Origin of the sequence: Sinorhizobium fredii USDA 205 (assembly GCF_001461695.1) — a bacterium.
GTDB lineage: Bacteria > Pseudomonadota > Alphaproteobacteria > Rhizobiales > Rhizobiaceae > Sinorhizobium > Sinorhizobium fredii.
On sequence record NZ_AUTC01000001.1, the window covers coordinates 44366 to 57537 of the forward strand.

The following is a 13172-nucleotide window of genomic DNA, read 5'->3' on the forward strand; positions in this document are numbered from 1 at the left end:
ATCAACCCATGCCTGCCACTGGAGCCCTGTTTTCGCTGGCAGGCTGTGCATCATTTGCCATGGCAATGACTGGTTGTGACTTGTCGAAACAGCGTGTTCAGGAACGCGACTATGGTTGAAAACAAGAAGAAGCCGAACCCGATCGACATTCATGTCGGTAGCAGGATTCGCCTTCGCCGGACGATGCTTGGCATGAGCCAGGAGAAGCTCGGCGAGAGTCTGGGGATCACATTCCAGCAGATCCAGAAATACGAAAAGGGGACGAACAGGGTTGGCGCGAGCCGGCTGCAGAACATTTCCTCCATCCTCAACGTCCCGGTCTCGTTCTTTTTCGAGGATGCTCCGGGCGACGGCGGCTCAGGCATGGCGGAATCACCGAGTTCCAACTATGTGGTGGACTTCCTGTCCTCTTCCGAAGGCCTGCAGCTCAATCGGGCATTCGTGAAGATTTCCGACCCGAAGGTCCGGCGCAAGCTGGTGGATCTTGTGAAGGCGCTGGCGGCGGAGGCCGAGAGCGAATAGCGGAAGTTTCCGACCCTTCGAAAAAGCGGCCCAGGGCCGCTTTTTTCGTTTGCAGCGGCCGCTCCCGAAACAGTTTTCGTTCGTTGGCGCGGGTTCGCGCAATGCCGTTCCATCGATCGCAGCGATACTGATATAAAGATATATTTATGTCCTTGTGCGCTTGTTTTTCGGTGGCAAAACCACTAACAGTGAACCCGCTTGTTTCATTGAGGGGACTTCCCGTATGCGCGCAAATTACCTGTTCACCAGCGAATCCGTTGCCGAAGGTCATCCGGACAAAGTGTGTGACCGCATTTCCGATGAGATCGTCGATCTGGTCTACCGCGAAGCGGCGAAATCCGGTGTCGACCCGTGGACCGTGCGCATTGCCTGTGAAACGCTGGCGACGACCAACCGCGTCGTCATCGCCGGTGAAGTCCGCCTGCCGCCGAGCCTCCTGAAGAAGGACAAGAACGGCAACGACGTCATCAACCCGGCTAAGTTCAAGGCCGCCGCCCGCAAGGCGATCCGCGACATCGGCTATGAGCAGGACGGCTTCCACTGGAAGACGGCGAAGATCGACGTGCTCCTGCACTTCCAGTCCGCGCATATCGCGCAGGGCGTCGACAATGCCGCCGACAAGCAGGGCGAGGAAGGGGCCGGCGACCAGGGCATCATGTTCGGCTATGCCTGCCGCGAGACCGCCGAACTCATGCCGGCGCCGATCTACTACTCGCACCGCATTCTCAATCTGCTCGCCGCGGCCCGTAAGAAGGGCGAGGGCGACGTCGCCAGGCTCGGCCCGGATGCCAAGAGCCAGGTGACCGTGCGCTATGTCGATGGCAAGCCGACCGAGGTCGTTTCCATCGTCCTTTCGACCCAGCACCTTGACGACAGCTGGGATTCCGCCAAGGTCCGCAAGGTCGTGGAGCCCTATATCCGCGAGGCATTGGATGACCTGAAGATCGCCGACGACTGCACCTGGTATATCAACCCGACCGGCAAGTTCGTCATCGGCGGACCGGACGGCGACGCCGGCCTCACCGGCCGCAAGATCATCGTCGACACTTATGGCGGTGCTGCACCGCATGGTGGCGGTGCCTTCTCCGGCAAGGACACGACCAAGGTCGATCGCTCGGCCGCCTATGCCGCCCGCTATCTCGCCAAGAACGTCGTTGCCGCCAACCTCGCCGAGCGCTGCACGATCCAGCTCTCCTACGCGATCGGCGTCGCCCAGCCGCTGTCGATCTATGTCGATCTGCACGGCACCGGCAAGGTTTCGGAAGACCAGGTCGAGAGGGCCATCCGCAAGACGATGGACCTTTCGCCGACTGGGATCCGCCGCCATCTCGACCTCAACCGGCCGATCTACGCGAAGACCTCCGCCTACGGCCACTTCGGCCGCAAGGCCGGCCGCGATGGTTCCTTCTCCTGGGAGAAGCTCGACCTCGTCAAGCCGCTGAAGGAAGCGATCTCGCTCGACGCCACGGCGATCAACAGCCGCGCCGCTTAAATCACTGACACGGGCGGCTGATAGCCTCCCGCGTCAAGGAACGCACGCCAATCAGATCGGGGGCGGATGCTCGGAAGGAGCCTCCGCCCCTCTGTTCGTGCGGGAATGTATGAAGGTTCCGGAGCCTGCGTCTGGACATGCTGAAGCCGATCGTGCTTGTGGTCTTCGATCGAATGTGACCGGAACCGCCCTGATCCGAGGAAGAACGATATGACCGAACCGCGCCGCGCCAGAGCAACGGAGGCTTTCTTCGGCCGCCGCAAGGGCAAGCCGTTGCGGGAACGCCAGGCCGCGCAACTCGAGAATTTGCTGCCAGTCCTGAGGCTCGATCTCAAGGAGCCGGCGCCGGCTGACCTGTCGGCGCTCTTTCCGACTGCGGTAAAACGGGTTCGCCTGGAAATCGGCTTCGGCGGCGGTGAGCATCTCATTCATCGGGCGGCGGAGGATCCATCGACCGGCTTCATCGGCGTGGAGCCCTTCGTCAATTCCATGGCCAAGCTGCTTGGGCAGATCGAAGCGAGAGAGATCGACAATGTCCGGCTCTACGATGACGATGCGACGCAGGTATTGGACTGGCTGCCGCCGGCCTCCGTCGACCAGGTCGATCTGCTCTATCCCGATCCCTGGCCGAAGCGGAAGCATTGGAAGCGGCGCTTCGTCTCGAAGGTCAATCTCGACCGGTTCGCGCGCGTCCTGAAGTCGGGCGGCGTCTTCTGCTTCGCCTCGGATATCGACAGCTATGTCAATTGGACGCTCATCCATTGCCGCGATCACGCGGCCTTCGAATGGACGGCGGAAAGCTCGGCCGATTGGCTGACCCCCTTCGCCGGCTGGCCAAGCACGCGCTACGAAGCCAAGGCGCGTCGGGAAGGGCGCAGTTCCGCCTATCTGACGTTCCGCCGCGCTTAAGGGTAAACTTTTGCCGCGAGTTCTCCCTCGCCCCGCTTGTGGGGAGAAGGAGGCCGGCAGGCGGATAAGGGGGAGACGCGGGTCTCTCCGCTTTCCGTTCAGGCGGCGAATTGAGGTGCGCTGTCAGTCGATCAGTGCAGGCTGACGGTGCGAAGGTCGTCCTCGGCGGCCTTGAAGAAGGTGCTCGAGCGGTTGTCGGTCAAAAGGATCGGCGTGCCATCCGCCGCAAACAACGCCCAGAGATCGATGCCCGGCCCCATCTCGGGCGCTTCCGGAAAGCAGCGGGAGACCTCCTCCGATCGCATCTTGCGGATATAGCCGACTTCGCCCGCGCCGAGATGCGCAAGGTCGTTCTTCGACAGCGATGAGGTGATGGTTTTCAGTCCCATGGTGATGCTCCGTGGTCGCCGGCGCGACAGGAAAATCCCGCCGGTTATCCTATTCTGGGACCGAAATGTTAATTTTCTTTACCATACGGACCGGCTCGGGGCGCACCAGATCGACCGAAAGCAGGCCGTTTCGAAGCTCGGCGCCGAGCACCCGCATGCCGTCGGCGAGCACGAAGGTCCGTTGGAATTGCCGGGCGGCGATGCCGCGATGCAGATAGTCCCTTTCGCCGGTCTCGACCTGACGGCCACGAATGACGAGCTGGTTCTCCTCCGTCGTCACCTCCAGATCCTCATCGGAAAACCCGGCGACGGCGAGCGTGATCCGCAACCGTTCCGGCGTGCCGGCGGCACTATCGCCGCGAATGCGCTCGATATTGTAGGGTGGGTATCCGTCGTTCGCCTTGGCGATCCGCTCGAGGGTCTTTTCCATGCTGTCGAAACCCACCAGGAGCGGGCTCGTAAAAGGCGTAATCCTGCTCATTCCCCAAGTCCTTGTCAGCTCAAGCGACCATCTTCTCGGACCTGCCAAGCAGCATCCTGGGACGCAATATGGTAGCTGTGCGCAACGAGTGCAAGCGGCTTGCCTCGGCTGCGCGCGCAAATCATAGTCCGGTGCAAAGGCTCGGAATCCCGGCGCGAATGAAGGCTGCTGCATGGTAGTCTCCCTTCGCCAGCTCGTCGGAACCCAGGTCATCGCCTGGCATCCGATACCATCCGGCTCGCAGGAGGAAGAAAGTGACAAACGCGAGAAAGATCATCATCGACACGGATCCTGGACAGGACGATGCCGCCGCGATCATGCTTGCCTTCGGCAGTCCGGAAGAGATCGACGTGCTCGGCATCACCGCGGTCGCCGGCAACGTGCCGCTCACGCTGACGACGCGCAATGCGCGGATCGTTTGCGAGCTCTGCAACAGAGCCGACATCAAGGTCTTCGCCGGCGCCGAACGTCCCGTCGCGCGCCCGCTGGTGACCGCCGAGCATGTGCACGGCAAGACCGGGCTCGACGGTCCTGAGCTCGGCGAACCGACGATGCAGCTTGAAGAGCAGCACGCCGTCGATTTCATTATCGAGACGCTGCTTGCCGAAGCGCCCGGTACCGTGACGCTCTGCACGCTGGGTCCGCTGACCAATATCGCCCTCGCGCTCACCAAGGCGCCGGAGATTGCGCCGCGGGTGCGGGAACTGGTGATGATGGGCGGCGGCTTCTTCGAAGGCGGCAACATCACGCCGGCCGCCGAATTCAACGTCTATGTCGATCCGGAAGCCGCCGAGATCGTCTTCCGCTCCGGCATCCCGATCGTCATGATGCCGCTCGACGTGACGCATCGCGTACTCACCCACAAGGTTCGCGTCCAGAAGATCCGCGCCATCGGCAGCCCGGCGGCGGTCGCACTCGCGGAAATGCTGGAATTCTTCGAACGCTTCGACATCGAGAAATACGGTACCGACGGCGGTCCACTGCACGACCCGACGGTGATCGCCTATCTGCTGCGACCGGAGCTTTTCACCGGCCGGGATTGCAATGTCGAGATCGAGACGACCTCGGCGCTGACGACCGGCATGACGGTGGTCGACTGGTGGCAGGTCACCGGCCGCGCGCACAATGCCAGGGTCATGCGCCACGTCGACGACGAGGGCTTCTTCGAGCTCCTCACCGACCGCCTGGCGCGTCTTTAGGTTCGCTTGTTGCAATACTCGAGAAGACCCCTCCCCAACCCCTCCCCACAAGGGGGAGGGACTTAACCCTGCCGCGCCCGCATTGCCTCTCCCTTGGCGTAGCGGTAGACCTCGAATCTGCAAAATGGCAGTTGGGCGCCGCGGGCGCCAAAGCCCCTCCCACCTGTGGGGAGGGGTTGGGGAGGGGTCCTTCTTCACCCCAGCGGGTGGCCTCAAAAGAAAACGGCGCCGCATGCGGAGCCGTTTTTTGTTCATATGGGAACGGATCAGAACTCTTCCCAGTTGCCCTGGGCGAGCGCGTTTGCGCCGGCCGTCTGGGAGAGGACGCGCTGCGTCGATGTCGAGTAGCCACGTGCCGCCGGCTGTTCCGCTGCCGGGAGGTGAGCATCCGCCGTTCGCATCTTCGAGGCGGCGCTGCGCAGCATGTCGGCAGAGGACTGCACCGGCTCCCGCTGGACGACGCGGAACCGCGCAACCAGCCCGCTCAGCGTGCGGGCCTCCTCGTTCAGCGTCATGCTGGCCGCCGTCGTCTCTTCGACCATCGCGGCATTCTGCTGCGTCACCTGATCCATCTGGTTGACGGCCGCGTTGATCTCCTTGAGGCCGACGGCCTGCTCCGAGGCGGAACTGGAGATCTGGCGGATGAGGCCGTTGATCTGCACCACCTGCTCGGCGATCTTCTTGAGCGCGCCGCCCGTCTTGCCGACGAGATCGACGCCCTCGCGCACCTGGCCTGCCGAGGTGTTGATCAAGGTCTTGATCTCCTTGGCGGCATTGGCCGAGCGTTGGGCAAGCTCGCGGACCTCCTGTGCGACGACCGCGAAGCCCTTGCCGGCCTCGCCGGCGCGGGCGGCTTCGACACCCGCATTGAGGGCGAGCAGATTGGTCTGGAAGGCGATCTCGTCGATGACCCCTATGATGCGGCTCACCTCGTTCGAGGACTGCTCGATGCCCTGCATCGCCGCAATCGCCTGCTGGACGACCTCACCGGACTGGGCGGCATCGCTGCTCGCCAGTTCAACCGACTTTGCCGCAACCTTGGCATTTTCGGCGCTGGCATCGACTTGCGACGTCAGCTCGTCAAGGGCGGCGGCGGTTTCCTCGAGGCTTGCGGCCTGCTGCTCGGTCCGGTGCGAGAGGTCGTTGGCGGCGCTTGAAATCTCGCCGGTGCCGCTGCCGATGTTGACGACCGAGTGGTTGACGGTGCGGATCGTCTCCTCGAGGCTCTCCATCGTCGCATTGAAGTCGCGCTTCAGCTGGGCGTATTCGCCCGGGAACTCGTCGGCGATCCGGTAGGCAAGATCGCCGGAAGCAAGATGCGAGAGACCCTTGCCGAGACGCGCGACGATGTCGCGCTGCAGCGCGCCGGTTTCAGCACGCTCGCTTTCCGAACGACTGCGTTCCAGTTCCGCCTGTTCACGTTCGTGACGGGCCTCGCCTTCGAGGCGCTTGGTGTCGGCGAGCTGGTGACGGAAGCCTTCGAGTGCCTTGGCGACCGAGCCGGTCTCGTCTGAGCGGTCCTGCCCGGAGATCGGCTTGGCATAGTCGCCATTGCTGAGCGTCTCGACGTCGTGGACGAGCCCGGCGAGCGGCTTCTGGACAAAGCGGCGGACGGCAAGATAGAGGCCGGCGAGCACGGCTGCGAGCACGACGATGCCGCCGATGATCATCATATAGGTCTGATCGTTGACCGGTGCATTGATGACGGTGCGCGGCACGTCGACGAGTATGACCCAGCTCGCGTTCACATTGGGCAATTTGAAGGGATAGACGACGCGGTCGAAGGGCGCGTTTCCGTCGTAGGTCAGGTTCTTGATCATGCCCGACGCATCGGATGACAGAGCCTTCTTGATGACGTCCGCACCCTCGCCTTCATAGTCCTTCATCAGCAGATCGGGGATCGGCGCGGCGAGCCACTTGCCACCCTGCGACAGAAGATAGACCCGACCCGAACCGAAGGGCTTCAGCGTCCCGAGCCGGTCGGCAAGCGAGGCGAGCGAGATGTCGACGCCCGAGACACCGACCATCCTGCCCTCGGACATCACCGGATAGGCGATCGACGTCATCGTCGTCGGAACGTCGGTGCCCTCGGCGAGATAAGGCTGGGTGAGGGCGCCCTTGCCGCTCTTGGCGGCAAGGCTGTACCACTCGGCCGCATAGTCCGCACGGAAGGTCGAGAGCTGCGCCTTGCCGTTGCGATCCTTCGACCAATAGGGCGTGAAGGCACCTTCGGCATTGCCGCCAAGGTCGGTGTTGTTGACGACGTCCTTACCGTCGAAGGCTTTCGGTTCTTCGGCGAACCAGCTGCCGAAGGCGAAGTCGTGCTGGTCGAGATTGGCCTTCAACAGGTTGATGGCGCCGGGACGGTCGGTCGACTTCCCGGCATGGCCGCGGCCGAGCACGCCCGACATGGTGCGGGCAGCGGCGGCCAGCTCTCCGACGCTGCCGGCGATATCGGCGGCAATTGCACGGGCCTCCGTCTTCGCGCCGTCGAAGACCAGCGTCTCGACACGGTCCTGGGTCTGCGAGATGAGAACGAAATTCGACGCGAGCAACACGAGAGCGATCGTGCCGCCCGTGACGGCGATCAGCTTGGTGGCCAGCGATTTGGCATGGAAGTTGAACATGAAATCCTCACGCACTGAGAGGTCCGCAGGTTTGTACCCGCGGCATGACATTCCAAAGTGGGGTGAATCTCCATCATGGAGCGCGTGATGCCGACCGGCATGCAGGAGCCGGCCCGATGCGACCGGGCTGCCTCGCAATCTGGATAGATCAACAAAGATTAAAATACGGCCAACAACCAAGCCAATTCCTGGCTGTCCAGAGTGGATTCGGCGCGGCAAGCATCGTTGCCGCGCCAAAACCTATCCGGATTGCGAAACCGGGCGAAATCGGTTGTCGCGGTCAGAGACGCGCGGCGACCTCGGAGGCGAGCGGAATGGACGGTTGCGCGCCCGGCTTCAGGCAGGCCAGCGACCCGGCGACCGCGGCGCGGCGCAGCGCATCGGGGAAGGCGAGGCCCGCGTCCAGGCTCGCAGCGAGATAACCACAAAAGGTGTCACCCGCCCCGACCGTATCGACCGGCTCGATGGTCAGCCCCCGGGCGCGATGGATTTCGCCCTGATGAGCGGCGGCGACCCCTTCGGCGCCGAGCGTGACGATCACCGTCTGCCCGGTTTCGTCGTGAAGGCTCTTCATCGCCGCCTCCCGTTCGGCGCCGGCGATGCCGCTCTTGCCGGCCAGGAGTTCGAATTCGGTCTCGTTGGCAATCACGATATCGGCCATGCGGCCGAGACGGGCAGCCTCGGGCGTCAGCGGTGCGATATTGATGACCGAGCGGATGCCGCGGCGCTTTGCCTCGACGAGTGCCTTTTCCACCGAGGCCGCAGGAATCTCGAGCTGCAGCATCAACGTGTCGCCGGCCGACATTTTCCCGACGGCAGTGCTGGCATCGCCCTCGCTCACCGTCGCATTGGCGCTCGCCACGACGACGATGACGTTCTCGCCATCGCCGCCGACGAGGATATGGGCGGTACCGGTCGGCTCGTTGACGGTCTTGGTGAGGCCGAGGTCGGTGCCGGCCTCCTTGAGCAAAGCGAGCGCACCTTCGGCGAAGCTGTCCGAGCCGACGGCGCCTGCCATCCGCACGGAAGCACCGGCGCGACGGGCCGCCAGGGCCTGGTTCGCGCCCTTGCCGCCGGCGGCGGTGGAAAAGCCGGTCCCGGCGACGGTCTCGCCGGGCTTCGGCAGGCGTGCGGTCGTGGCGATCAGGTCCATGTTGATGGACCCAAAAACAGTGATCATGTGGAGATGTCCCGTCGCGTTGCTGATTTCGCCGGAGAGTGCCCGAGGCGGTCAGTCCTCGTCAACCACCCTGAGCTTCAATTGCCCGACGCGGTTGTCGACCGTCCGGTCGCCCTTGTCGCCGATGGCCTTGTCCGCATGGCTGGCCGGCGCGATCGCTTGCAATTCGAGCGCCTCGATCTTGGCGCCGCGTCGCGTCAGCTTGTCCGAGGAGATCAAGATGTCCTCGACATCCTTCTGGGTCATCGCGAAGTGGCCCTGCAGCTTTCTGACGCGCTCGTCGAGGCGCGTCAGATCCTCCATCAGCCGCACCACCTCGCCCTGGATCAGATGCGCCTGCTCGCGCATCCGGGCGTCCTTCAGGATCGCCTGGATCACCTGGATGGAGAGGAGCAGCAGCGACGGCGAAACGATGACGACGCGTTGGCGGTGCGCCTTCTGCACGATCGCTTCGAAATGCTCGTGGATCTCGGCGAAGATCGATTCGGATGGAACGAAGAGGAAGGCCGTTTCCTGGGTCTCGCCGGCCAGCAGATATTTGCTAGCGATATCGCGGATATGCACTTCCATGTCGCGGCGGAAGGCCTGGGATGCCTGATGGCGCCGCTCGCCGCTCTCCGCATCGCGCATGGCGTTCCAGGCTTCAAGCGGGAACTTCGCGTCGATGACGAGCGGCGGCTGGCCGTTCGGCATGCGGATGATGCAGTCCGGCCGCGCGCCGTTCGAGAGCGTCGCCTGGAAGGTGAAGGCGCCGATCGGCAGGCCGTCGGCGACGATCGCCTCCATGCGCGACTGGCCGAAGGCGCCCCGCGTCTGCTTGTTTGAAAGAATGCTCTGCAGCCCGGCCATGTCCTTGGCGAGCGACTGGATGTTGTTCTGGGCGCTGTCGATCACCGCAAGCCGCTCCTGCAACCGCCTGAGGTTCTCATGCGTCGCCTTCGTCTGCTCGCTGATCGAGGCGCCGATCCGGTGCGTCATGCCGTCGATGCGCTGACTGAGCGACTGGTTGAGCTCCGCCTGCCGCGTGCCGAACACATCGGTCATCGCGGCGATGCGTCCCTGCATTTCGGTCTGCGCCGCCAAGAGCGCCGAGAGCTGCTGGTCCCGGTCGTCGGCACGAATCGAGCGGGCTCTGCGAGCCGCGGCAATCGCCAGCAGAACGGACAGGAAAGCGGCAACGGTGACCAGGTGGCCAGCGGTTACGGGGAAGGTGCCGATGAGGAACAGCGGCTGGTCGAAGGCAAAGGCATTGAGCTCCATGAGTGCAACCTAAACGGATTCGCGTCCGAAAACCAGATCAAAACAAGAACAAATACATCGGCGCCGGGAAGGCGACGAAGACGGGCGCTTTCGCCAGCATTTGCGGCGTGTCGCTTTTGCGGTTATGGCACCTTCGCCCGGACCAATTCCGGACCCTGGACAATGACTTCGTTCAAGGAGTTGCGCCGACCATGAAAGTCCTGGCTATATCCGGCAGCGCCCGAAGGAACTCCACCAACACGGCGATGCTTGAGGCGATCAGGCAGGTGGCAGCGCCGCGGTTTGACATACGCGTTTTCCACGGCATTGCTGAGCTGCCCGTGTTCTCCCCGGACCTCGAAGGGGAAGCCACCCCTCGCATCGTTCGCGATTTCATGGGGGCCATCGATGCGAGTGACGGGCTGATCGTCTCCAGCCCGGAGTATGTCAGGACAATTCCGGGCGGACTGAAGAATGCCATCGATTGGCTGGTATCCGCCGAGGTCATCGTCAACAAACCGGTCGTATTGGCACATGCATCACATCGAGGCGACGATATGCTCGCGACGCTTCGGATCGTCATGTCCACGGTCACGTCGAACTTCAACGGGGAGATTTTCCTGCGTTTTCCGCTGATGAAGGAAACACCGGAAGCCATCCGACAGATCGTCGGGAGGGCTGAGAATCGAAGCCGCGTCGACACCTTCCTCAAGGAATTTTCGGAGTTTTGCCAATCGGTTCGCGCTGACTCGCTGGGTCAAAGCTAGACGCGAAGGTTTTCGGTTGTCTCCGGTCGGCAAATTTGTTGCGCCCGGAGGAAAAGATCGGCTATGGGAGCAGCATGACGATCAAGCCGCTCATCATCCTTCCCGATCCCATCCTCCGCCAGGTTTCGACGCCCGTCGAGACCATCGACGCCGACATTCGTCGCCTTGCCGACGATATGCTCGAAACCATGTATGACGCCCCCGGCATCGGTCTGGCGGCAATCCAGATCGGCGTTTCGAAGCGCCTCCTCGTTCTCGACGTTTCGAAGGAGGGCGAAGAGAAGAAGCCGCTGGTCTTCATCAATCCGAAGATCGTCAAATCCACCGAGGAGCGCTCCGTTTACGAGGAAGGCTGCCTGTCGATCCCGGACTACTATGCCGAGGTCGAGCGGCCGGCGGGCATCACCGTCGAATATCGCGATCGCGACGGCAAGGAGCAATCGGTCGAGGCCGATGGCCTGCTCGCCACCTGCCTGCAACACGAGATCGATCATCTGAACGGCGTCCTGTTCATCGACTACATCTCCAAGCTCAAGCGCGACATGGTGATCCGCAAGTTCACTAAGGCAGCCAAGACGCGCGGTGCCAAGGCGATTTGATCGTCGCTACGCCTTGAGCGGCGCTTGAACCGGAGCCGCTGCCCTGTTTCGGGCAATTGAGAGAGACGGAGTTCACCGCCTTGCCGCTTCGCATCATCTTCATGGGCACACCGGAATTCTCCGTGCCGACGCTCTCCGCTCTCGTCGAGGCCGGCCATGAGATCGCTGCCGTCTACACGCAGCCGCCGCGCCCCGGCGGCAGGCGCGGCCTCGATCTCAAGAAGTCGCCGGTGCATCAGGCGGCTGAACTTCTCGGCGTTCCGGTGTTGACGCCCGTCAACTTCAAGAACGCCGTCGATCGGCAGGCCTTCCGCGATTTCGATGCCGATGTCGCGGTCGTCGTCGCCTATGGCCTGCTGTTGCCGGAGGAGATCCTCTCGGGCACCCGCTACGGCTGCTATAACGGCCATGCCTCGCTGCTGCCACGTTGGCGGGGTGCCGCGCCGATCCAGCGGGCGATCATGGCCGGCGATCGCGAGACCGGCATGATGGTGATGAAGATGGACAAGGGGCTCGACACCGGCCCCGTCGCCCTGACCAGGACCGTGCCGATCGGTGAGACGATGACGGCCGGCGAACTGCACGACAAGCTGATGCATGTCGGCGCGGCGCTGATGAGGGAAGCGATGGCGAAGCTCGAGGCGGACGACCTGACGCTGACGCCGCAGCCCGAAGACGGCGTCGTCTACGCCGCCAAGATCGCCAAGGACGAGACGCGCATCGATTTCGCGAAGCCGGCGGCCGAGGTGCATAACCATATCCGCGGTCTTTCGCCCTTTCCGGGTGCCTGGTTCGAACTCGAGATCGCCGGGCGGACGGAGCGGATCAAGGTGCTCGGCTCGGAGCCTGCCGCAGGGGCTGGTGCGCCCGGTAGGGTTCTGGATAATGGTTTGACGATCGCCTGTGGTGACGGCGCGGTTCGAGCGACGCGGTTGCAGCGGGCAGGCGGCAAGGCGCTCGCCAGGCTTGAGTTCCTGCGCGGCACACCGATTGCCGCGGGCACGAGGATTGCCTGATGCCGCGCTATCGCCTGACCGTCGAATATGACGGCTTCGACTATGTCGGCTGGCAGCGGCAGGAGAATGGCCCCTCCGTGCAGGGGGCGATCGAAAAAGCGGTCCTGTCCCTGACCGGCGAGACGGTGTCGATCCGCGGTGCGGGCCGTACCGATTCCGGCGTTCATGCGATGGGCCAGGTGGCGCATCTCGACCTGACGCGCCAATGGAAGACGCACACGCTGCGCAATGCGCTCAATGCCCACCTGGCCCTTGCCGCCGAGCGTGTGTCGATCCTCGATGCGGCGGAAGTGCCGCCGGAATTCGACGCGCGCTTCTCGGCCCTGCGCCGCCATTATCTCTACCGGATCATATGCCGCCGCTCGCCGCTGGCGCTCGAGGCCAGGCGTGCCTGGTGGGTGCCGAAGACGCTCGACCACGAGGCGATGCACGCCGCGGCGCAACATCTCGTCGGCCACCACGATTTCACGACGTTCCGCTCCGCCCATTGCCAGGCGAACAGCCCGCTGCGCACCATCGATCGGCTGGACGTGACCCGCAGCGGCGAACTCATCGAGATCCGGGCGACGGCGCAGAGCTTCCTGCACAACCAGATACGCTCCTTTGCCGGCTCCCTGAAGCTCGTTGGTGAGGGCAAGTGGAAACCCGACGACCTCAAGGCGGCGCTCGAGGCGCGCGACCGCAAGGCCTGCGGACCGGTCGCCCCGCCGGAAGGTCTCTACTTCATGCAGGTGGATTACTGACCGCTCGGC

The 13172-nt window shown here is 63.4% G+C and carries 13 protein-coding genes; 8 read left to right on the top strand and 5 right to left on the bottom strand.

All coding sequences use genetic code 11. The features are described from left to right. Positions 1 to 111: 111 nt before the first annotated feature. From N181_RS00205 to trmB, 3 genes are all read left to right on the top strand, one after another. A complete protein-coding gene (locus N181_RS00205) occupies positions 112 to 522 on the top strand; it encodes a helix-turn-helix domain-containing protein (RefSeq protein ID WP_014327078.1) in 411 nt (136 codons plus the stop codon). A 223-nt stretch (positions 523 to 745) separates the two neighbouring features. Then, positions 746 to 2014 (top strand): methionine adenosyltransferase, encoded by a 1269-nt coding sequence (gene metK, locus N181_RS00210; RefSeq protein WP_014327079.1) that lies wholly within the window; start codon positions 746 to 748, stop codon positions 2012 to 2014. Positions 2015 to 2224: 210 nt separating this feature from the next. Beyond that, positions 2225 to 2923 carry a tRNA (guanine(46)-N(7))-methyltransferase TrmB gene (gene trmB, locus N181_RS00215; RefSeq protein ID WP_037399664.1) on the top strand — a complete coding sequence of 233 codons (699 nt, stop codon included), beginning with the start codon at positions 2225 to 2227 and terminating at the stop codon, positions 2921 to 2923. A 131-nt stretch (positions 2924 to 3054) separates the two neighbouring features. On the opposite strand, the gene N181_RS00220 is transcribed toward trmB, so the two are convergent. Then, the gene (locus N181_RS00220) at positions 3055 to 3312 is read right to left on the bottom strand and encodes a BQ00720 family protein (RefSeq protein WP_012706639.1); all 258 of its coding nucleotides are present in this window, start codon (positions 3310 to 3312) and stop codon (positions 3055 to 3057) included. Positions 3313 to 3361: 49 nt separating this feature from the next. Next, complete coding sequence (locus tag N181_RS00225) at positions 3362 to 3793, bottom strand: Hsp20 family protein (RefSeq protein ID WP_012706640.1); 432 nt, start codon at positions 3791 to 3793, stop codon at positions 3362 to 3364. Between the two features lie 254 nt (positions 3794 to 4047). Here N181_RS00225 and N181_RS00230 point away from each other — a divergent pair, with 254 nt between their 5' ends. Further along, on the top strand, positions 4048 to 4992 hold the full coding sequence (locus N181_RS00230) for a nucleoside hydrolase (protein ID WP_014327082.1): 945 nt from the start codon (positions 4048 to 4050) through the stop codon (positions 4990 to 4992). A 266-nt stretch (positions 4993 to 5258) separates the two neighbouring features. Here the strand turns inward: N181_RS00230 and N181_RS00235 are convergent, their stop codons facing one another. The 3 genes from N181_RS00235 to N181_RS00245 form a co-directional block, all read right to left on the bottom strand. Continuing rightward, positions 5259 to 7619 carry a methyl-accepting chemotaxis protein gene (locus N181_RS00235; RefSeq protein ID WP_037435389.1) on the bottom strand — a complete coding sequence of 787 codons (2361 nt, stop codon included), beginning with the start codon at positions 7617 to 7619 and terminating at the stop codon, positions 5259 to 5261. Positions 7620 to 7899: 280 nt separating this feature from the next. Beyond that, entirely contained in the window at positions 7900 to 8799 is a 900-nt protein-coding gene (locus tag N181_RS00240; protein WP_014327085.1) for a ribokinase, read from the bottom strand. A 51-nt stretch (positions 8800 to 8850) separates the two neighbouring features. Beyond that, entirely contained in the window at positions 8851 to 10059 is a 1209-nt protein-coding gene (locus N181_RS00245) for a DNA recombination protein RmuC (RefSeq protein WP_037435388.1), read from the bottom strand. Between the two features lie 191 nt (positions 10060 to 10250). On the opposite strand from N181_RS00245, the gene N181_RS00250 reads away from it, so the two are divergent. The 4 genes from N181_RS00250 (at position 10251) to truA (ending at position 13163) form a co-directional block, all read left to right on the top strand. Continuing rightward, positions 10251 to 10805, top strand: coding sequence for an NADPH-dependent FMN reductase (locus N181_RS00250; RefSeq protein WP_014327087.1), 555 nt, complete (start codon positions 10251 to 10253; stop codon positions 10803 to 10805). Positions 10806 to 10879: 74 nt separating this feature from the next. Beyond that, positions 10880 to 11404 (top strand): peptide deformylase, encoded by a 525-nt coding sequence (gene def, locus N181_RS00255; protein ID WP_014327088.1) that lies wholly within the window; start codon positions 10880 to 10882, stop codon positions 11402 to 11404. A gap of 80 nt (positions 11405 to 11484) precedes the next feature. After that, positions 11485 to 12420, top strand: a complete 936-nt coding sequence (gene fmt, locus N181_RS00260) for a methionyl-tRNA formyltransferase (protein WP_037435386.1) — start codon at positions 11485 to 11487, stop codon at positions 12418 to 12420. Then, entirely contained in the window at positions 12420 to 13163 is a 744-nt protein-coding gene (truA, locus tag N181_RS00265) for a tRNA pseudouridine(38-40) synthase TruA (RefSeq protein ID WP_037391799.1), read from the top strand. Before fmt ends, truA begins: the two co-directional genes overlap by 1 nt. Positions 13164 to 13172: the final 9 nt, after the last annotated feature.

Excerpts from the sequence above, each read along its gene's own strand:
- N181_RS00205 (WP_014327078.1), top strand. The coding sequence starts at position 112 with ATGGTTGAAAACAAGAAGAAGCCGAACCCGATCGACATTCATGTCGGT.
- metK (WP_014327079.1), top strand. The coding sequence starts at position 746 with ATGCGCGCAAATTACCTGTTCACCAGCGAATCCGTTGCCGAAGGTCAT.
- trmB (WP_037399664.1), top strand. The coding sequence starts at position 2,225 with ATGACCGAACCGCGCCGCGCCAGAGCAACGGAGGCTTTCTTCGGCCGC.
- N181_RS00220 (WP_012706639.1), bottom strand. The coding sequence starts at position 3,312 with ATGGGACTGAAAACCATCACCTCATCGCTGTCGAAGAACGACCTTGCG.
- N181_RS00225 (WP_012706640.1), bottom strand. The coding sequence starts at position 3,793 with ATGAGCAGGATTACGCCTTTTACGAGCCCGCTCCTGGTGGGTTTCGAC.
- N181_RS00235 (WP_037435389.1), bottom strand. The coding sequence starts at position 7,619 with ATGTTCAACTTCCATGCCAAATCGCTGGCCACCAAGCTGATCGCCGTC.
- N181_RS00240 (WP_014327085.1), bottom strand. The coding sequence starts at position 8,799 with ATGATCACTGTTTTTGGGTCCATCAACATGGACCTGATCGCCACGACC.
- N181_RS00245 (WP_037435388.1), bottom strand. The coding sequence starts at position 10,059 with ATGGAGCTCAATGCCTTTGCCTTCGACCAGCCGCTGTTCCTCATCGGC.
- N181_RS00250 (WP_014327087.1), top strand. The coding sequence starts at position 10,251 with ATGAAAGTCCTGGCTATATCCGGCAGCGCCCGAAGGAACTCCACCAAC.
- def (WP_014327088.1), top strand. The coding sequence starts at position 10,880 with ATGACGATCAAGCCGCTCATCATCCTTCCCGATCCCATCCTCCGCCAG.
- truA (WP_037391799.1), top strand. The coding sequence starts at position 12,420 with ATGCCGCGCTATCGCCTGACCGTCGAATATGACGGCTTCGACTATGTC.